19 protein-coding genes are annotated in these 17,675 nt (G+C 45.8%); 10 read left to right on the top strand and 9 right to left on the bottom strand.

All coding sequences use genetic code 11. From position 1 onward, the window contains the following. Positions 1 to 33 precede the first annotated feature (33 nt). The 5 genes from ACQY3M_RS02760 to ybeY all read left to right on the top strand — a co-directional run bounded on the left by ACQY3M_RS02760 (position 34) and on the right by ybeY (position 4,736). Positions 34 to 1,383 carry a hypothetical protein gene (locus ACQY3M_RS02760; RefSeq protein WP_428065939.1) on the top strand — a complete coding sequence of 450 codons (1,350 nt, stop codon included), beginning with the start codon at positions 34 to 36 and terminating at the stop codon, positions 1,381 to 1,383. A 67-nt stretch (positions 1,384 to 1,450) separates the two neighbouring features. Continuing rightward, entirely contained in the window at positions 1,451 to 2,143 is a 693-nt protein-coding gene (gene thyX, locus ACQY3M_RS02755; RefSeq protein WP_428065938.1) for an FAD-dependent thymidylate synthase, read from the top strand. Positions 2,144 to 2,173: 30 nt separating this feature from the next. Then, a complete protein-coding gene (gene glgC, locus ACQY3M_RS02750; protein ID WP_428065937.1) occupies positions 2,174 to 3,385 on the top strand; it encodes a glucose-1-phosphate adenylyltransferase in 1,212 nt (403 codons plus the stop codon). Continuing rightward, on the top strand, positions 3,382 to 4,317 hold the full coding sequence (locus ACQY3M_RS02745; protein ID WP_428065936.1) for a PhoH family protein: 936 nt from the start codon (positions 3,382 to 3,384) through the stop codon (positions 4,315 to 4,317). Before glgC ends, ACQY3M_RS02745 begins: the two co-directional genes overlap by 4 nt. Then, positions 4,308 to 4,736: an rRNA maturation RNase YbeY gene (gene ybeY, locus ACQY3M_RS02740; RefSeq protein WP_428065935.1), complete on the top strand. Its 429-nt coding sequence runs from the start codon at positions 4,308 to 4,310 to the stop codon at positions 4,734 to 4,736. The genes ACQY3M_RS02745 and ybeY overlap by 10 nt, the downstream gene beginning before the upstream one ends. 2 nt (positions 4,737 to 4,738) lie before the next feature. Here the strand turns inward: ybeY and ACQY3M_RS02735 are convergent, their stop codons facing one another. From ACQY3M_RS02735 to rplU, 6 genes are all read right to left on the bottom strand, one after another. After that, complete coding sequence (locus ACQY3M_RS02735; protein WP_428065934.1) at positions 4,739 to 5,215, bottom strand: DUF805 domain-containing protein; 477 nt, start codon at positions 5,213 to 5,215, stop codon at positions 4,739 to 4,741. 15 nt (positions 5,216 to 5,230) lie between these two features. Further along, on the bottom strand, positions 5,231 to 6,622 hold the full coding sequence (obgE, locus tag ACQY3M_RS02730; RefSeq protein WP_428065933.1) for a GTPase ObgE: 1,392 nt from the start codon (positions 6,620 to 6,622) through the stop codon (positions 5,231 to 5,233). Between the two features lie 81 nt (positions 6,623 to 6,703). After that, entirely contained in the window at positions 6,704 to 7,072 is a 369-nt protein-coding gene (locus ACQY3M_RS02725) for a hypothetical protein (RefSeq protein WP_428065932.1), read from the bottom strand. Then, complete coding sequence (locus ACQY3M_RS02720; protein WP_428065931.1) at positions 7,069 to 7,599, bottom strand: hypothetical protein; 531 nt, start codon at positions 7,597 to 7,599, stop codon at positions 7,069 to 7,071. The genes ACQY3M_RS02725 and ACQY3M_RS02720 overlap by 4 nt, the downstream gene beginning before the upstream one ends. A gap of 122 nt (positions 7,600 to 7,721) precedes the next feature. Next, positions 7,722 to 7,991, bottom strand: a complete 270-nt coding sequence (gene rpmA / locus ACQY3M_RS02715) for a 50S ribosomal protein L27 (RefSeq protein WP_428048098.1) — start codon at positions 7,989 to 7,991, stop codon at positions 7,722 to 7,724. A gap of 31 nt (positions 7,992 to 8,022) precedes the next feature. Beyond that, the gene (rplU, locus tag ACQY3M_RS02710; protein ID WP_428065930.1) at positions 8,023 to 8,331 is read right to left on the bottom strand and encodes a 50S ribosomal protein L21; all 309 of its coding nucleotides are present in this window, start codon (positions 8,329 to 8,331) and stop codon (positions 8,023 to 8,025) included. Between the two features lie 163 nt (positions 8,332 to 8,494). Here rplU and mnmA point away from each other — a divergent pair, with 163 nt between their 5' ends. Together mnmA and ACQY3M_RS02700 are read left to right on the top strand one after the other, a co-directional pair. Then, a complete protein-coding gene (gene mnmA, locus ACQY3M_RS02705) occupies positions 8,495 to 9,562 on the top strand; it encodes a tRNA 2-thiouridine(34) synthase MnmA (protein WP_428065929.1) in 1,068 nt (355 codons plus the stop codon). Positions 9,563 to 9,572: 10 nt separating this feature from the next. Continuing rightward, the gene (locus ACQY3M_RS02700; protein ID WP_428065928.1) at positions 9,573 to 11,492 is read left to right on the top strand and encodes an ankyrin repeat domain-containing protein; all 1,920 of its coding nucleotides are present in this window, start codon (positions 9,573 to 9,575) and stop codon (positions 11,490 to 11,492) included. Here the strand turns inward: ACQY3M_RS02700 and ACQY3M_RS02695 are convergent. The 3 genes from ACQY3M_RS02695 to ACQY3M_RS02685 are packed head-to-tail and all read right to left on the bottom strand — an operon-like array spanning position 11,486 to position 13,367. After that, complete coding sequence (locus ACQY3M_RS02695) at positions 11,486 to 12,151, bottom strand: outer membrane protein (protein WP_428065927.1); 666 nt, start codon at positions 12,149 to 12,151, stop codon at positions 11,486 to 11,488. The genes ACQY3M_RS02700 and ACQY3M_RS02695 overlap by 7 nt on opposite strands. Continuing rightward, positions 12,148 to 12,570 carry a MazG family protein gene (locus tag ACQY3M_RS02690; protein ID WP_428065926.1) on the bottom strand — a complete coding sequence of 141 codons (423 nt, stop codon included), beginning with the start codon at positions 12,568 to 12,570 and terminating at the stop codon, positions 12,148 to 12,150. Before ACQY3M_RS02690 ends, ACQY3M_RS02695 begins: the two co-directional genes overlap by 4 nt. Next, positions 12,570 to 13,367 carry a metallophosphoesterase gene (locus ACQY3M_RS02685; protein WP_428065925.1) on the bottom strand — a complete coding sequence of 266 codons (798 nt, stop codon included), beginning with the start codon at positions 13,365 to 13,367 and terminating at the stop codon, positions 12,570 to 12,572. The genes ACQY3M_RS02690 and ACQY3M_RS02685 overlap by 1 nt, the downstream gene beginning before the upstream one ends. 35 nt (positions 13,368 to 13,402) lie before the next feature. Between ACQY3M_RS02685 and ACQY3M_RS02680 the strand changes: the two genes are divergently transcribed. From ACQY3M_RS02680 to ACQY3M_RS02670, 3 genes are read left to right on the top strand one after another with little or no spacing between them, the layout of a single operon-like run. Then, positions 13,403 to 15,406 (top strand): FAD-binding oxidoreductase, encoded by a 2,004-nt coding sequence (locus ACQY3M_RS02680; RefSeq protein ID WP_428065924.1) that lies wholly within the window; start codon positions 13,403 to 13,405, stop codon positions 15,404 to 15,406. Continuing rightward, on the top strand, positions 15,387 to 16,565 hold the full coding sequence (locus tag ACQY3M_RS02675) for a 4Fe-4S dicluster domain-containing protein (protein WP_428065923.1): 1,179 nt from the start codon (positions 15,387 to 15,389) through the stop codon (positions 16,563 to 16,565). The genes ACQY3M_RS02680 and ACQY3M_RS02675 overlap by 20 nt, the downstream gene beginning before the upstream one ends. Then, a complete protein-coding gene (locus tag ACQY3M_RS02670) occupies positions 16,531 to 17,667 on the top strand; it encodes a GAF and HD-GYP domain-containing protein (protein ID WP_428065922.1) in 1,137 nt (378 codons plus the stop codon). Before ACQY3M_RS02675 ends, ACQY3M_RS02670 begins: the two co-directional genes overlap by 35 nt. The last annotated feature ends 8 nt before the right edge of the window (positions 17,668 to 17,675 follow it).

Genomic DNA, 17,675 nt, shown 5'->3' with positions numbered 1-17,675 from the left:
CTATTTAATAAACAAATAAGTTAGAATAATTTTATGAAAATTCCCGTAAAATCTCTGCTTTTTTTCTTGGCGTTTTCCGCCTTGGCTTTGCCCCTTTTCGCGCAAGGCGCGGAAGTGATAAGACAAGACGGAAAAACAGTTTATTTTGATTTGTCCGACACAAAAAAACTTCCGCGCGGCGGGGATTTGTTTGAAATAGTTTTGCCGGGAGAAGAAATTATCAACCCGAAAACGGGCAAATCGCTCGGCAGGGAAGAAGGCGAAAGAATAAACGGCACTATTATCAGAGTAAAAGACCTTTTCGCCGTAGGCGAATTGGGTAAGGATATAGAAGTACTGGGTTTAAAAGCGCAATTTAAAAGTAAAAATAACCCGGCCGAACAAAACGTCCTTTTCCTAGAGGCCGAATTCCCAGAACAAAATGCCGTAAAATCGCTCTGGCAAAGCCCAGCTTTTAAAGAGGCGCCCCGCTTCGCCGCGCTTTGCGACATCGACGGCAACGCTATAAACGAAGCAGTACTCTCTTTTGCGCGCGACAATGAAATAAAAATCTTTTCGCTTTCGGAAAATAAAAAACTTCTTGAAAAAGCTTCTTACAAAATTCCGCGGGTAAAAAATATACTCGCGCTCGACTGCGCTACTCTGCCCGATACCGGCAAGGCGACGCTGTTCGTTACCATTTTCAACCCGCTGGACAATACCTTTGAAACGCTTCCCCTTTCAATGGAGGGCGGCGAACTTAAGGCGGGACAACCCTTCGAAGGATTAACCCAAGGCCTGGCACCATACAACAGGCCCAGAGTGCTTTATACCCAAAAAGTGGTAAAAACGGGAAAAAGGAACAATCTTACTCCGCCCGCCAGATTGATTTTTGAAAACGGCGCTTATCAAGCAGGAGAGGCTTTGAAAATAAAAGGCTTGAATACCATCTTCGGTTTTAATATGGCGGATTTGGAAGGCGATGGCGTATTGACACCCATATACATCACACAAGACGGCAAGATAAGAACACGCCTCGGCGAGCCGACAGACTTTGCGCTATCCGAAGGCGGAAATAATTTTTCCGTTTCACCAAATGTTTTTGAGTTTAACAAAGCCAAACACTCTCTTTATCTGCCTCTGCCCATATTTAATGGCGGCGAAGAGGGTAAAACTTTTTTGGCCGCCGCGCAAAATAATATGGATAAGGACAATCCTTCCGCAAATATTTATATACTTAAATGGACGGGAAGCAATTTCGGCAAATATAAAGTACTGCCGCTGCAAGGCACGCTTTACGATATGAAACAGGGCAATTTTGGCCCGTTTAAAAACACGCTTGCCGCCGTTTATGGCACCGCCGAAGGCGGATTTATGGCAGTTTACGCAACGGACAATTTTTAATATATTAAATTAAAGCGGATAACCCGCAGACAATTTAGATTTAACTTTTTAACTTCAGGAGATATTTATGAATACAACTTACCCGCAAACCGAACAGGAAGAAATAGTCCATCTTCTGGACCACGGTTTCGTCAAATTGATAGATTTCATGGGCAGCGACCTAAGAACCGTCAACGCCGCGAGAGTATCCTTCGGAGGGGTAAGCAAAGGCGAGGAAAAAGACAAAGCCTTAATAAAATATCTTATGGAGCATCAGCATCTTTCACCGTTTGAGCACTGCACATTTCAATTTCACATAAAATGCCCTATCTTCGTGGCCAGGCAATGGATGAGGCACAGAATAGCCTCCTACAACGAAGTCAGCGCAAGGTATACCGAAGTCAAAGACGAATTTTATATACCGACTGAATTCCGCGTGCAGGATACCCACAATAAACAAGGTTCCCTCTCCAGCAAGGACTTGGACAACGCAACCCTTTTAAAAATCTATGCCGACAGTATTGAAGCCTCTTATCAAGCGTATCAAAAATTGTTAAAGGCCGGCGTCGCCAGAGAAATGGCCCGCGGCCTGCTGCCGGTAAGCCAGTATACGCAGTTCTATTGGACCGTCAACGCCAGAAGCCTGCTAAACTTCCTCTCCCTCAGGGCCGACGGACACGCACAATACGAAATACGCGTATACGCGCAAGCGATCGAAAAGATTTTTAAACAAAAACTGCCCTGGACTTGGGCCGCTTTTGAACTTTTACATAAAAAATAAAAGCCCTTTTCGGCTTTTTAAGGAGACTTTATGAGAGTATTGGGTATGATTATGGCCGGCGGAAAAGGAGAAAGGCTTTTCCCGCTGACAAAAGAAAGATCTAAACCGTCGGTGCCTTTCGGCGGCAAGTACAGAATTATAGACTTTGTGCTTTCCAACTTCGTCAATTCTAATATATTTTCTTCCTATATATTGGTGCAATATTTGTCGCAGTCGCTTATAGAATATTTAAGGACAAGCTGGCCCACGCAAGGCATCAGCAGGGATCATTTCCTCACCGTAGTGCCCCCGCAAATGCGCCTTGGCGAACATTGGTACAGAGGAACCGCCGATTCCATACGCCAAAACATCAGCTTGATTAATGATTTTAACCCCGATTTGGTGGTAATCTTCGGCGCGGACCATATTTACAGAATGGATATTTCCAAAATGATAGACTTCCACATCAAAAATAAAGCCGATGTAACCGTCGCGGCAAATGTGGTGCCGCTTAAAGAGGCCTCCGCCTTCGGCGTTATGGCGGTCGACGACAATAACAGAATTATCAACTTCGAAGAAAAACCTAAAAATCCGCACCCGATACCGGGCAACCCGAAAAATGCCTATATATCTATGGGCAATTATATCTTCGATAAGAACGTCCTTTTAAAAATCCTTCAGCAAAAATACTGCGACATTCCCTCTTTGGATTTTGGCAAGAATATTATACCCGTAATACTTAAAACGCACAGGACTTTCGCCTACGATTTCCCGTCCGATAAACTCGCCGGGCTAAGGCCTTACGAAGAGCAAGGCTATTGGCGCGACGTCGGTACCATAGAAGCGTATTGGCAGGCTAATATGGACCTCTTGGGCGAAAATCCTAAATTCGATTTGAACAATCCGCATTGGCCGATAAACACTTCCGTCCACAATCTGCCGCCGACTTCCTATCTGGGCGGCACGGTGGAAAACAGCATGCTTAGCAACGGCTGCGTCATTCACCCCAAAACCTTGATAAAGAACAGCGTTCTGGCCAGCAATGTGGTGGTAATGGACGGCGCGATAATTGAGGACAGCGTAATAATGGACTCTTGCGTGATAGGCAAAAACTGCCATATTAAAAAGACCATTATGGACCGTTTCAACAATATCCCCGCGGGCAGCAAAATCGGCATAAACCACGAGGACGATATCCAAAATTACTATATCGATCCTTCGGGCATTGTGGTGATACCGCGCGGAAGGACGAAATTTCTGTGATAAAGAAAATAAAGCTCCTAAACAAAGACGAAATTTACGCCGTACTAGGAATACAGGATAGGAACCTCCGCGCTTTGGAAAAGGAGTTTAAAATAGCCCTCAACGTGAAACACACCGACGAAGACGGCGGGGCGGAATTATCAATCAGCGGGATACACTCCCGCGTGGATAAGGCCTATTCAAAAATACAGAAAAATTTGGAATTGCTCAGAGTGCCGCCCGCCCCTAATGCCTCCGCTTCCCAAAAAGTGCCTTTCGCGGACGGAGTAGTTTTCCGTCCCGCACACGCTTCCCCGATAAAGCCGCGCACCTTAAACCAAAACGAATACGTCAAATTGATTTGGGAGCGGGATCTTATCATCTGCACAGGACCTGCGGGTACGGGCAAAACTTTCCTTGCCGCCGCTTGCGCGCTTAGGGCGCTGCAGCTTGGCATAATAGGCAAAATAGTCGTTACCCGCCCGATAGTGGAAGCCGGCGAAAAGCTAGGGTTTCTACCCGGCGACATCAACGAGAAAGTGGACCCTTATTTGCGGCCCGTATATGATGCCTTCCAGGCTATGCTGGGCGCGGAAAAGTTTAACTCCCTTCGTTACGCCAATATCATAGAAATCGTACCTTTGGCTTATATGAGGGGCCGCACACTTGAAAATGCTTTTATTATTTTGGACGAAGCCCAAAACACCCAGCCCGAACAGATGAAGATGTTCCTTACCCGTATGGGGCTTAACTCCAAGATAATAGTTACCGGCGATATTACCCAAATAGATTTGCCCAATTCCAAACAAAGCGGGCTTTTAAACGTAAAAAAAATATTGGGCAAAGTGCCGCAGATAGGCTTCTTCGAATTTGAAAACGAGGATATTGTCCGCCACCCGTTGGTAAAAGACATTATTCAAGCCTATGACAAATGGGAGAAAAAATGCAAGTAAACATCTTCTACCGCCCGCAGATAGCAAAGTATTACAGGAAAACTTCCGCCTACAAAAACATCGTCTTAAAAGCCCTGGGCAAAGCTGCCGGGTTTAAAGGCGAAGTAAATATCGTATTCGTGGGAGAAGCAGAAATACATAAAATAAACCGCGAATATATCGGCCACGATTACGTGACTGACGTTATCTCCTTCAATTATCCCTACGACAAGAAGATAGGCGGCACCTTTGGCGATGTGTTCGTCTGCACCGCGCAGGCCAAAAGGCAAGCCAAAGAACAAGGCCACGGAGCTCTTTTTGAAAACGCCGTACTGGCCGCACACGGCACACTGCATCTGATCGGATACAAAGACGATACTCCTCAGCTTAGAAACGCGATGAACGCCAAAGCCGAAAAAATAGTAAGTTTGTTCTTATAAGGTTAGAAGTCTTCGTCCTCTTCCCTAAGCACCGAAACGCGCGCGGGGCCGTATCTGTTGGCCCGTTTGTCCGCGGGGAAGAGCAATACGATTATAAAGAAAAGATGTAAATAAGTCGCGAAAGCAAAAAAGCCGTATATGTTTAAGGCGACCAACAGCGCCACCGCGCCGACCAGCCACCAGGAACTTAAATTTAAATCGTGCAGCCTGCGGGAATCTATCGCCGCTATGCCAAGACCTATCGAAAACACCAACACAATGCTGACAAAAGTCTGCGCGCCGTCCAAGAAAGCGTAAGACGCCCTTATCCCGCCGACTTTTGAGGCTATAAGATTGCCTATAAAAACCAGCCCCAGCAAAACGGCCAGCAGGCATATATTAACAAGCGCTATCATTATGTGCGCCAAAATAAATTCCCTAATGCCTGCGCGGCCCTTGAAATCGAAATAATGTCTTAACGCTTTTTCGGCAAGTTCCATATACCCCCCCACAACTTATAAACCTTCTTTTGCGGCGCGCCGCGCTTTGCGCTTGGCAAGGCGCTCGGCCTTGGTTTCGCGCCGTTTGTATCCGCCTATTCTATCGGGCAAGGCGGAAACTTCTTCGTCGACTTCACTGCCGTTCCATTCAAATTCGCGCCCGCAGGCCACTATAACACTGCCGTCAGTTACGCCTTCTTTCAACAAAGCTTTCTCCAGCCCCACCTTCTTGAAAATGCCTCTAAGCCGCTGCACAGCCTCCGGCTGAGAGAAATTCGTCATAGAGATAAATTCCTCTATCTTCTTGCCGCTTATTTGCACACGCTCTTCGTCCAGCCTGGTTATCCTGAACATCGGCTCCACCGCGTGGATTACGGGGCCGCCCGTCTTTACCTCTTTCGGCGCGACTATCGGGTTCTTGGCTAAAATCTTTATAACTTCGTCCAAAACCTTGTTTATCCCCACAGCGGCCGCGGCCGAAATCAAAAAGACGGGATATTTGGCGTATTTCTTTTTTATCTTCTCAAAAACTTCTTTGGCATCGGGCAAATCCGCTTTGTTTACGACGAGTATCCTGGGCTTTTTGGACAGCTCTTTGCTGAAATTCTTAAGTTCGCCCTCTATCACTTTGACCGATTTCAAAGCGTCCATATCCTCAAAACCCTGGGGATCTATCATATGCACCAAAACGCGTGTGCGTTCTATATGTTTAAGGAACTGATGCCCCAAGCCTTTGCCCTCGCTCGCGCCTTCTATTATGCCGGGGATATCGGCTACTATAAAACTCTTGCCCTTGTGCGTGCTTATGCCCAAATTCGGGTTTAAAGTGGTAAAAGGGTAATCTGCCACTTTCGGCCTGGCCGCAGATACTGCGCTTAAAAACGTGCTTTTGCCGGCATTGGGGGAACCCACCAAACCGACGTCGGCCAATACTTTAAGCTCCAATATAAGGGTTACTTCTTCGCCGGGCTGGCCGTTTTCGGCTATGCGCGGGGCGGTATTGTTTCTGGTCTTAAAACTTTGATTTCCGCGCCCGCCGCGCCCGCCGCGCGCTACCAGCGCCTTTTGGCCGGGCAAAGTCAAATCCGCTATTATATTGCCGTCTTGTTTTACTACCGTACCAAGCGGAACAAGTATTATTTTGTCTTCCGCGTCTTCGCCCGTCTTATTGTAAGTGCCGCCCTTGGCGCCGTTGCCGGCCTCTATATGCGGATTATAGGCAAGTTCCTGCAAAGTGGTAAGATTAGGCTCGGCCTGCAAATAGACGTCGCCGCCGCGCCCGCCGTTACCGCCGTTGGGCCCGCCAAATTCTATAAATTTCTCGCGCCTAAACGAAAGGCAGCCATCCCCGCCTTTGCCCGCTTTTACGTATATTTTAACTCTGTCTAAAAAATTATTGGCCTGCATGTTTCCCTTCCATAAAATAGTCCGTATTGTTTATATTTTACCTTTTATCGGAGATATAGTACACATTATAGAGCTTTATTTTCACTCCGCAAAAACTTTTTTATCCAAATCGGAAAAAAAGCCTTTATACGGTTTCTCTTTTTTTATGGGTTTATCTTTATAATAAAAAGAAATCTCCACTAGCACACCTTTGGTTGTTTCCTTCAGAAAAACCAAGACCTCGGTTTTCCCGTCTTGAGAAACGCCTTTGGCAAAAAAGTCTTTATTTTCGGGCTTTTCCACGGCAAAGCCCGCTTCGCTAAGCGTTTCAAGCAGGGCGCGAGCCGTAAGCTCTTGATAAGCGGCATCATAGTATTTGGAACGGAATTGCTCGCCGCTATCATTAGCCGAGATATGCGCGCAAGCGCATAAAAAGACAAAAGAAAACAAAACTAAAAATATCTTCTTCATTTCGGCTCCGGAATAACTTGAGAAAGCACAAAGGCCAAATCCTCAAAAAATTTATCATATAAAGCTTTGTTCTTTATTCTATAACTTCTAAGCAGTTCGCCTTTATTATCCCACGCTTCCCTAAAGAAAACTGCTTTGACATTAGTAATATCTCCTTCCGGCTTAATAAAAATATTCCCAGAAAAAGATACTTCCTCTTCATATCTTAGCGAGATTATGCCAAGCCAAATCCACGGCGCTACGAATATGTTTGTAGCGGTAGAGGAATCCGCTTTCCCGCTTTGCCCGTAAAGAAAGCCGTATTTGATAAGCTCGTCGTTTATTTTATATTCGTAAGCTTCCAATACCTGCTTGCAAGCTTTCTCTACTTCCCCTTGCTCGTAGTCAAAAGTACGATAAACTTGCGAAGGGCTGCACTCTTCGGCTTTTATGTTCTTCTTCTGGCGTTCATAGATATTGGCTTTCCCGCCAAGGCAACCCGCAACGAAAGGAATTAAAAACAAAATCAATAAAATCTGTTTGCTCATATATTTATTATAGCAAGTCAAAAACGAACATAAGCCTTTTAGTCAAAAGAGTAAAACACCAAAAATAATTTCCCAAACAAAAAAGGCGGCCTTAAAAGGCCGCCTTTTAAGACTAAAAAAGTCTATTTTTTAGCTTCCTCTTTAGGATAAACAGAAACTTGCTGTTTGCCCTTTTTAGCCCATTCAAAGGTAACGATACCCGAAACTCTGGCAAAGAGGCTGTCATCGCTGGCTTTCGAGACATTGTTGCCCGGCAATATTTTGGTGCCGCGCTGCTTAAGAATAATCTCGCCGGCGTTCACAAACTGTGAACCGTATCTCTTAACACCAAGCCTCTGACCGTGACTGTCCCTTCCGTTGGAAGAGGAACCTTGTGCTTTTGTATGTGCCATTGTTATCCACCTATTCTTGGCTTTAAGCCGGTTATAAGATTATTTCTTTAATCTTGATTTCTGTAAGATTTTGTCTGTGACCCATGGTCCTTTCGTAACCTTTTTTGGGTCTTTTCTTGAAAACAATAATCTTGCGACCGCGTAAATGTCTTACGACTTCCGCGGTGACCTTGGCGGTTTTCGCCGCCTTGGCATCTGACGAGGTACCTTCCGCTTCAGCCGCCCACAGAGCTTTAAGCTCTACGGTAGAACCGACTTCCGCCTCCAGTTTTTCAACCTGCAGATTTTGACCGGGGGTTACCCAGTACTGTTTTCCACCTGTTTCTATTATTGAATACATAACTCTATTTTATCAAAAAAAGCGGAAAATAGCCATTCGCTCCGGCTTATTGCCGGCGCAGAGGCCTGCTTTCTTTGTTTAGAAGCGTTTAAACTTCTTTATTTATTATATCAAATTAAGTTTATATTGTTCTCAGCGGCTTCAAAATTGTTAGAATATTGCTATGCAAAAAGTATTGGTAGGTTTAAGCGGAGGCGTAGATTCGACAATGACGGCTTTGCTCCTTAAAGAGCAAGGCTATGAAGTCATTGGGGCGATTATGTCCATTTGGGACGAATCCATGCCCACGCCTAAAGTGCCCAACAAAGCCTGTCTGGGCCCTGAAGAGAACGATATCGCCACAGCCCAAAAAGTAGCCGATTTCCTTAATATACCTCTTAAAGTAATAGACTGCCGCGAACAATACAAAAATATCGTTTTGGGCAATTTTAAGGATGAATACCGCCTTGGCAGAACGCCCAATCCGTGCGTATGGTGCAACAGTTACGTTAAATTCGGCGCTTTGCCCAATGCCGCAAGACAAAACGGCATTGATTTTGACAAATTCGCCACAGGGCATTATTCAATTATAGAATTTGACGCCAAAACAGATATGTGGCTGCTCAAAAAAGGCAAGGACGAAACTAAAGACCAAAGCTATTTCCTTTACAGATTGGGCCAGGAACAGCTTTCAAAGACATTATTCCCGCTTGGCGCTTATACAAAAAAAGAGGTCCGGGAAATGGCTTTAAAATATGCCTTGCCCGTAGCCGACAAGGCCGACAGCCAGGATTTCTACTGCGGCGATTATAACGATATTCTAAAATTTCCGCCCAAGCCCGGCAAAATAGTCGACAAAACAGGCAAAGTTATCGGCGCGCATAACGGAATATGGAATTACACCATCGGCAAAAGAAAGGGCCTCACCGGCGGCGGGAACCAAAAACCTTTATACGTGATAAAAATAGACGCCGAAAAGAATCAAATAGTGGCGGGCTTTAAGGAAGATTTATTCTCCCACGAATTAACTGCGTCTTCGGTTAATTGGTGTTCCGTACGAAGACCGCAAGGCGAATTTAAAGCGATGGTAAAAATAAGGCGCCAGCATATCCCTGCTTTGGCTTCCGTAAAGCCTTTGGGAGAAGACAAGGCACAGGTAATTTTTGACGAGCCGCAAATGTCGATTACCGCCGGGCAAAGCGCGGTGTTTTACGAAGGTAATACCGTCTTGGGCGGCGGTATAATAGAATAAAGGAAACATTATGAAACATTTTTTGTTTATCTGTCTGATTTTATCGTCTTTTTTTGGGGCGGCTTGCTCCTCCGGCGGGAAAAACAATGAATGGTATGAAAACCAATCTTTCCTCAAGGCTTTACAATTGTCAGATTTCAAATCGGTAAGCGGATATATTTACACCTCGAACATAAACGTAAAAAGCCAAGACAAAAACGGCGACACTCCGCTTACTTTGGCCGTACAGTACTCAACCGACGCCGAACTTATCCAGACACTGATAGACGTCGGCATAGACCCAAACGCCGTAAACAAACAAGGATATAACGCCCTTATGTTTGCCGCGAAAAACAATATAAACCCCAATATTGCCAAAGCCATAATAATGACTGGTGCGGATATTGAACAAGCCGACCCTTCCGGCAAAACGCCCTTGATGCTGGCGGCCGAAAATAATAAAAACAAAAATGTAATATTGCTATTTTTGCAGGCGGGCGCACAAGGCAGAAACGACCCCGCCTTCAGACAGGCGCTTATACAGAACGTCAATCTTACGCAGGCGGACATAAACTTCCTGCTTATGGGCAAAATTGAAAATACGGTAAAAATACCGTGGTATAACAGCACGGAATTTAAAGCCGCGTTTCAGTCTGGCGATACAAAAAAATTGATGAGTGCCGTAAGAAAAACGGATTTAACCGCGAAAGAGGAAAACTCGGGAATGGACGCCTCCTCGCTTTTAAGTGAACACAAAAACATAGAGGAACTGGTTCTTTTCGTAAGAAACGGCGTGAACATAAACACTCAGGATAAAGACGGAAAAACTTTGCTCTACAAAGCCGCGCAAGAAGGCGACGACGCTTGGCTTAAAGCGTTAATAACCGTTAAGGCTGACCCCAATATCCGCGCCAAAGACGCCACCACCCCCGTAATGGCCGCCGTCTTGAATCAGCCCGAAAAACTCGGCAATATAAAAGCCCTCATACAAGCCGGTGCCAATCTGAACGCCGGATATAACAGGGAGGGATCCACCCTGATTTTTAAACTTATAGAGGAAAACAAAGACCCTAAATTGATAGATTTTCTGATCAAAAACGGAGCTGAAATCAACTTAAAAAACGCAAGGGGCAATACTCCCCTGATCTTGGCCGCGGCAAACGCAAAGGACGACAAAATCATCAACCTGCTTTTGGAAAATAACGCCAATATCGATTCCAAAAACAATCAGGGTTTTACCGCCCTTCTTACCGCCGCGACAAGCAATCCCGTCCCGGAAGTGACTTTGGCCCTTATGGAAAAAAGCAAAAATAAACTTGATACCGGCCACATAATGGATTTTGCGGCACAAAATCAAAATCAAGACGTATACAATGCCGTAATTAAACAGCTTAACGCGGAATTTGAGGAACGCAAAAACCCAAAAAATCTTAACGACAGTTCAATCTGGTTCAATAACGCCGCGCTCGTTTCGGCGATAAGAAGCGGCAATACCGCCGTCATTAAGCGAGAACTTAAGAAAAATTTAAATCTTGAGGCTTTAATGAAAGGCCAAATCAATGCGCTTATGCTGGCGTCCGCGTTCAGCAAAACGGCAGAACCGATAAACGCCCTGGTACAGGCGGGCGCAGACGTAAACGGCACAAACAATAACGGCGACACCCCCCTGATGACCGCCGTTCTGACAAATAAAAATTTACCGGTAATACAGGCCCTTATTTCCGCGGGCGCAGACGTAAACGCAACGGATAATAACGGCACCAGCATAATTATGGCGGCGGCCAATAAAAACCCGAATGAGAAAGTCCCCGCCCTGCTTTTACAAAGCGGAGCAACGGTGCCCGACACCAGGGCCTTGCTTCAATACGCGCAGGGCAACCCGAACAAAAAAGTTTACGAATTGCTGAAGAAACTCTTTACCGTCCCGGCGCAGCAGGCCAATAATCAGTAGAGGAATTCGTATCCGCTGTCAAATCTTATGCCCAGCTTAACGGCGGCAAATGCGCTTTTGGCCGAGGATAAATCATAATCGTTTGAGCCGGGATACCACGCCCAATTATAACGCCCTTCAAAAGAAATAAAAGTGTTGTTGTCGAAATTAAATTCCGCACCCAAGCCCGCCGACAGCGCAAATCCCGAAAGAGTGTCGGCTTTTTTATCCTCAACTCCGCTTTGCCTTTGGCTCACCCTTGCAAAATCCAGCCCCGCGCCAAGCGGAACATACAAAGAAAACCTGGAAATTGCCGGCGAAATAAGATATGTCTTCGTTAGCAACATAGGCCGGTATTGCTCCATGCGGAAATCAAAATCGCCCTGCGGCAAAGCTACGCTCTTGCCATAACCAGAATTGGTGTAAGAAAAGTCAAAACCAACGCTGAAATAGTTGCTTATCAGCCCCATAAGAGTCCCGCCCAGCACAAATCCGCTTCCGCCGAAATCGGCATCTTGCCCGAGCCAAGTTTTACGAGTGTCGGAAAAGGCCGCGCCGCCGTATAAAGACACTTCCATAGGCATAATGTATCCGCCGTTGACGTTAAACCCTTGATATGCAAAAACATATTGCCAGGCGAAACAAAACAGCAAAGCCGAAATTATTTTTATCTTTTTCATTTGATTTCCTTTTTCTTGGCGGCTTTCATTTCCTTTTCTTTGGCTTTGACCGCTTTCCACATTGCAAGCGCTTCTTCAGGCGAAGATGCATTTGCCCCGCCAAATACGTGCGGGTGCCTGCGGATAAGTTTTTGATTTACACCGTCTATTACTTCCCTTATGGAAAATCTGTTTTGCTCTTCGGCTATCGCGGCGTGGAACAAAACTTGCAGGAGCAGATCCCCCAATTCCTCGCAGAAGTTGTCATCGTCTTTATTTTCTATGGCGTCGATGACTTCTTGGCTCTCTTCCCGCAGGTTTTTTATAAGGCTTTCGTGCGTTTGGGCGCGGTCCCATTTACAGCCGCCTGGAGCGCGTAAGGCAAGTATGGTATTGTTAAGCTCGCCGAACAGGCGGCAGGCTTCTTTGTCATCTTTCATCACTTTACTCCCACAGCTTCGGGCTTGCCCGAAGAATTAAATTCCAAATATTCAAATTCGCCGTCAAACACCTTCTCCATACCGACGTCTATTGCCAGGATTTTGCTGTCCTCGCTGCGCACTATTTGGCCGGTGCGCGTATGCCCCACTATCTGCTTATAGGGCAGATACTCGTGCCCCGCGATAAGAGACGTCAAATCCTCCCAAAATATGCCGCCGTATCTGTCGCGCCCGCCGCGCAAATGGCTGACATTAAATATGGCGTGATGATAACTGTCGGTGCGGACGGCTTCCAAAAAGACTTCGTTTATATGCTTGGCTATCTTGGAAAGGCTGGGGCGCTTTTGGCCGATTTCTTCCTTAAGCACAGGGTAAAGACCGTCGCATACTCCCGCATGCGTAAAAAGATAGTGCCGCGCGCTATATGCCGCCTGCCAGGCGCCGGCAAGAATACCCTTGATAAGTTTGCGTCTGAACGCTTCTATATGAAAATAAGGCAGCGAGGTTATATGATAATTCCTTCTTAAAATTTCCAACTCGTGATTGCCTACAAGCCTTATAATCTGCCCGCCCGCTTTCTTGGCTTGAATGGCAAGCACGTCCAAGAGGCGGTCTATTTCCAACGGGCTGTCGCCGCGGTCCAATATGTCGCCCATCTGCACCACTATCGAATTGCCCGCAGTCCAATTAAGTTCCGGATCCATTATGCCGGCGCAAATTAAAACCGCGCTGAAAGAATAGTAATTGCCGTGCGCGTCGCCTATCGCGTATATTTTGCGGAATTTGCTTTTCGCCATATTTTAATTATACCAATGTAAATACTATAATAGTAATGGCAATGATAAAATCCGACAAATTCAACACGGCTAAGAAGGAAGTAATTAAACTTCTTGGAAAGGAAAACGTACTCACAAACAAAACGGCTTTACTGCTTAACTGTTTTGACGGCAGCCCCGTAAAAAGCCTGCCGGAAGCCGTATTGGAAATTAAAGACATTTCCAAACTGCCCGCCTTAATCGCCGTTTTAAACAAACATAAAGTACCCTTTGTGCCGCGGGCCGCCGCCACAAATCACGACGGGGGGGCAGTAGCCATTAAAGGCGGCGCGATATTAAATTTGAACCATTTGGACGCCGTGGAAGATATCAATATAAAAGAGGGTTATACCCTGGTTCAATGCTCCACGGTAAACGGCAATCTGCAAAAAATGTTGGATAAAGAGGGCTTTTTTTACGCGCCTGACCCGGCAAGCAAAGAATTTTCCACCATAGGCGGCAACTGCGCGCTTGGCGCGGGCGGCCCAAAAACTTTAAAATACGGCGCAACTTTGGCCAATGTATTGGGAACGGAGTTTATTTTACCGGACGGGACGGAAATTGCCTTGTCCAAAAATTCCCAGGGGCCGGATTTGCTCTCTTTGCTTTTAAGAAGCGAGGGTACTTTGGGATTGATAAAAAAACTGCGCTTAAAAATATTGCCCAAGCCTTCTTTCAAAAGAACTTTTCTGGCTTATTTTCCCTCGCTCACGGACGCTATGCTCTGCGTTAAGGAAATAATCGCCGCAGGCATCATACCTTCCGCTTTGGAAGCGCTGGACCACGCCACTTTAAAAGCGAGCGAATCTCCCGTAGAAGCGCAAGCCTTGCTGATAATAGAGCTTGACGGAAAAAGGACCGAGCTGCCCAAACATGCCAAGCAAATAGAATCTTTCTGCAAAATAAACAAGGCCGTAAAGTTAGAGGCGGCACAAAATGAAGCCAAACGCCGCGCCTTGTGGCAAACAAGACTTTCGGCCGCGGCCGCGTTGGCCAGTTTGGGAAGCGGGCTCTTCTCCTTGGATTGCGCCGTAAGCAGAGCCAATTTGCCAAAAGCGATAGAACAAATTTCCGCCATATTCGGCAAATACGGCCTCAGGGCGGGAATAGTTTTCCACGCTGGCGACGGCAATTTGCACCCTAACATAGCTTTTAAAGAGAATAATCTTTACGAACTTTCAAATATCAAAAAAGCGATAAAGGAAATACATCAAACTATTTGCGCGCTCGGCGGCACTATCAGCGCAGAACACGGAATCGGCGTGGAAAAGCGCGCGGCCATGGCAATGATGTTCGATGAAAATACTCTTAAAATATTTCGCAAAATCAAAACTGCGCTGGATCCCCAAAATGTCGCCAACCCCGATAAAGTGCTGCCGATAGCCTCCGTTTCCGAAAAGAAGGCCTCCCCTCCGCAAGACATTATCCCGCTGATTGAGGCCGTAAAACTAGCCAACGCGGAAAACAAACCGCTGAACATTGTCGGGCTAAACACGAAGCTAAAATTGAAAAAGGGAAATATTTTGTCTTTAAAAAATTTAAACAAAATCCTTGATATAGATAAGACCGACTACACAATAACCATTCAGCCATCGTTTTGCATGAAAGAGCTGGAAGAGGAACTCAAGAAGCATAATTTATATTTGCCCGTACCCGCGGTAAAAGGCAGTATCGGGGGAGTCTTTTCCGCCAAAACCATACCCGCGCTTAAAGACTATGTAACCGCGATAGAGGCTGTTATGCCCGACGGTTCCTTTATATCCTATGGCGGGAAATACGTTAAAAATACCGCAGGCTACGATTTAATCGCGCTTATGTGCGGCGCACGCGGGGCTTACGGCATAGTAACATCTCTTACTTTAAGGCTTTTGCCTTATAAAGCGCAAAAAAGTGAAGTTCTCCCTTTTAAAAGGAGGCTCCCTTCCGACGTAGAATTTAAGCTAAAAAAGGCGTTGGATCCGAACAACATTTTAAATCCTTTCCTTTTTGAAGGCACCGAAGATGAAAATAAAACACCTTAAACTCCCGCCCGCCCCTTTGAAATTGGGCAGCGAACGCGGGCTTGATTTTTATATCAAGGGCGAAGGCCCTTTCAAGGCGCAATATGCGGCGAGTACCTGTACGCGCTGCGGGGCGTGTTTGCAGAGATGCCCATCTTTCAAGGCGCTAAAAAGCGAGCTTTACTCCCCCCGCGGGCGCAGCCAGCTGCTAAAGTGTATCTTTGAGAGAAAACTCAATTTAAAACAGGATAAAACCGATATTTTAAACACTTCCGCTTCCTGCCTAATGTGCGGAGCCTGCACCGATTTTTGCCCGGCAAAAACGCCAGTGTCCGATTTGATGGCGGAGCTAAATTTTTCGCTTTTGGGCAAGAGAAAAACAAAGGCCTCCGCGTTAAGAAAGATTTTCTCCCGCGCCTATGCCCGCCATAAAATCCTGCGCGCGGCAAAACGCCAGCCCGCCTTGGAAAAAGAAATTATTTTTCTTCCTTCCCTGCTGGGCTTCAGGCAGATAAAAGACTCTTTAAAAATATTAAACGAAGCCGGTTTTAGTGCGCTGACGGACTTAAACGCCGCGGAACTGGAGCACCTCTATTTTTGCGCCGATATTATGGGGGTAAGGAAAGTCCTTCGCGCACTTTTAAAACTAAGCGAGGAAAACCCCGCCGATATGGCCGTGGATTCGGCGGAGATTTTTTCCATATTGAAAAAGGCCGCCTTGTTCGGCAAAGAATTTACCCCTCTTTCAAACAGGGTAAAGTTTATAACCCAATACATAAAAGCGCCCAAAAGTTTTAAAGTATCCCTTTCGGGTAAAAAAATTATCCTTCATCACAACTCTTTTTCGCCCGAGTTAAAAGCTTTGGGCATAAGCCTTGCGGAACTTTTTGTTTGCCCGCAAAACATTTTTTTGCTAGAGTGTATTCAAAGCAAACAACTGCCGTCGGCGGGTGCGTCTTATTGGACGGAAGTGAAAGGTAATAAAATCATAACAGCGCAAATCGCCGATACGCTTGAAAGTATTGAGGCGGATTATCTTGTGGTTTCTTCTTACGCGGATAAAAATCTGTTTAAAAAGGCCGCCCGCAACTTCAAGCAAAAGCGGCTTAAAATTTTACACGTATCCCAAATACCGGAAGAGTTTTATGGCAAGAACTCAGAATCAAACCCTCACCGATAAAAATAAACTCGATCTTCTAGTGGAGTTCGGGTGGAGAGTTTCGCATGAAACCAACCTCGACGCGCTTTTGGAACTTACCGCAAAACAAGTAACAAATATCCTTGGTACGAAAAGATGTTTTATCTTCATCAAAGACGAAGAGGCGGGGGAGTTATGGTCCAAAACCGTACGCGGCAAAGGATTGGAATATACCGAAATACATTTGCCTCTTAAAGGGCCGAGTATAGCCGCGCAGGTATGCCAAAGCGGACATACCATCAATCTGCCCGACGCTTACGCGGATAAAAGATTTTCAAAAGAGGTGGATTTGGTAACAGGCTTTAAAACTAATTCTCTTTTGGCCGTTCCTTTAAAAAATAAGGAAAACGTAACCATAGGAGTGCTGCAAGTAAGCAACAAAATAGACGCGACCCCTTTTTCCAAAAAAGACGAAGGATTGCTGAAGCTTATGGCCAATTTGGCGGCGGGCAAAATAGAGATAGCAAAACTTTATGAAGAAGTAAAACTCTCCAATCTTGAAACAATATACCGCCTGGCCATAACCGCGGAATACCGCGATCAGGCGGACACCAAACAACATATCGAGAATATAGAGCAAATAAGCTATCTTATAGCGCGCGGCCTGGGATTGGAAGAAAGCAGGGCCCAAACGATAAAACACGCCAGCGCACTGCACGATATAGGCAAAATCGCCATACCCGACAACATTTTGCTAAAACCCGGCAAATTATCACCCGAAGAGTTTGAAATAATGAAGCGTCATACAGTATACGGCGGGAAAATATTGGGCGGAGCTCAGTCCTCCTTATTGAAAATAGCGCATAAAATGAGTTTGTACCACCACGAGCGTTTTGACGGGACTGGTTACCCCGAGGGCCTTAAAGGGGAGGAAATCCCGCTTGAAGCCAGAATAGTGGCCGTAGCCGACGTGTTCGACGCCTTATGCATGAAACGCTGCTACAAAAAACCTTGGGATATAATGAAAGCCTATCAATTCATAATAGATCAAAGCGAAAAAGCCTTTGATCCGCACGCGGTAAAAGCGTTCAAAAAAATTTTTTCTAAAATAAAAAGCATTTATAAATCTTGTAAAGACTTGTAAATTTGTTA

Source organism: Candidatus Proelusimicrobium volucris (genome assembly GCF_959605025.1).
Lineage (GTDB): Bacteria > Elusimicrobiota > Elusimicrobia > Elusimicrobiales > Elusimicrobiaceae > Proelusimicrobium > Proelusimicrobium volucris.
Note: the sequence above shows the minus strand (reverse complement) of the source record. Positions and strands in the feature narration are given on the sequence as shown.

What these genes read in the sequence shown, in the direction of transcription:
- ACQY3M_RS02760 (WP_428065939.1), top strand. Translation starts at nt 34, where the DNA reads ATGAAAATTCCCGTAAAATCTCTGCTTTTTTTCTTGGCGTTTTCCGCC.
- thyX (WP_428065938.1), top strand. Translation starts at nt 1,451, where the DNA reads ATGAATACAACTTACCCGCAAACCGAACAGGAAGAAATAGTCCATCTT.
- glgC (WP_428065937.1), top strand. Translation starts at nt 2,174, where the DNA reads ATGAGAGTATTGGGTATGATTATGGCCGGCGGAAAAGGAGAAAGGCTT.
- ybeY (WP_428065935.1), top strand. Translation starts at nt 4,308, where the DNA reads ATGCAAGTAAACATCTTCTACCGCCCGCAGATAGCAAAGTATTACAGG.
- ACQY3M_RS02735 (WP_428065934.1), bottom strand. Translation starts at nt 5,215, where the DNA reads ATGGAACTTGCCGAAAAAGCGTTAAGACATTATTTCGATTTCAAGGGC.
- obgE (WP_428065933.1), bottom strand. Translation starts at nt 6,622, where the DNA reads ATGCAGGCCAATAATTTTTTAGACAGAGTTAAAATATACGTAAAAGCG.
- ACQY3M_RS02725 (WP_428065932.1), bottom strand. Translation starts at nt 7,072, where the DNA reads ATGAAGAAGATATTTTTAGTTTTGTTTTCTTTTGTCTTTTTATGCGCT.
- ACQY3M_RS02720 (WP_428065931.1), bottom strand. Translation starts at nt 7,599, where the DNA reads ATGAGCAAACAGATTTTATTGATTTTGTTTTTAATTCCTTTCGTTGCG.
- rpmA (WP_428048098.1), bottom strand. Translation starts at nt 7,991, where the DNA reads ATGGCACATACAAAAGCACAAGGTTCCTCTTCCAACGGAAGGGACAGT.
- rplU (WP_428065930.1), bottom strand. Translation starts at nt 8,331, where the DNA reads ATGTATTCAATAATAGAAACAGGTGGAAAACAGTACTGGGTAACCCCC.
- mnmA (WP_428065929.1), top strand. Translation starts at nt 8,495, where the DNA reads ATGCAAAAAGTATTGGTAGGTTTAAGCGGAGGCGTAGATTCGACAATG.
- ACQY3M_RS02700 (WP_428065928.1), top strand. Translation starts at nt 9,573, where the DNA reads ATGAAACATTTTTTGTTTATCTGTCTGATTTTATCGTCTTTTTTTGGG.
- ACQY3M_RS02695 (WP_428065927.1), bottom strand. Translation starts at nt 12,151, where the DNA reads ATGAAAAAGATAAAAATAATTTCGGCTTTGCTGTTTTGTTTCGCCTGG.
- ACQY3M_RS02690 (WP_428065926.1), bottom strand. Translation starts at nt 12,570, where the DNA reads ATGAAAGATGACAAAGAAGCCTGCCGCCTGTTCGGCGAGCTTAACAAT.
- ACQY3M_RS02685 (WP_428065925.1), bottom strand. Translation starts at nt 13,367, where the DNA reads ATGGCGAAAAGCAAATTCCGCAAAATATACGCGATAGGCGACGCGCAC.
- ACQY3M_RS02680 (WP_428065924.1), top strand. Translation starts at nt 13,403, where the DNA reads ATGGCAATGATAAAATCCGACAAATTCAACACGGCTAAGAAGGAAGTA.
- ACQY3M_RS02675 (WP_428065923.1), top strand. Translation starts at nt 15,387, where the DNA reads ATGAAAATAAAACACCTTAAACTCCCGCCCGCCCCTTTGAAATTGGGC.
- ACQY3M_RS02670 (WP_428065922.1), top strand. Translation starts at nt 16,531, where the DNA reads ATGGCAAGAACTCAGAATCAAACCCTCACCGATAAAAATAAACTCGAT.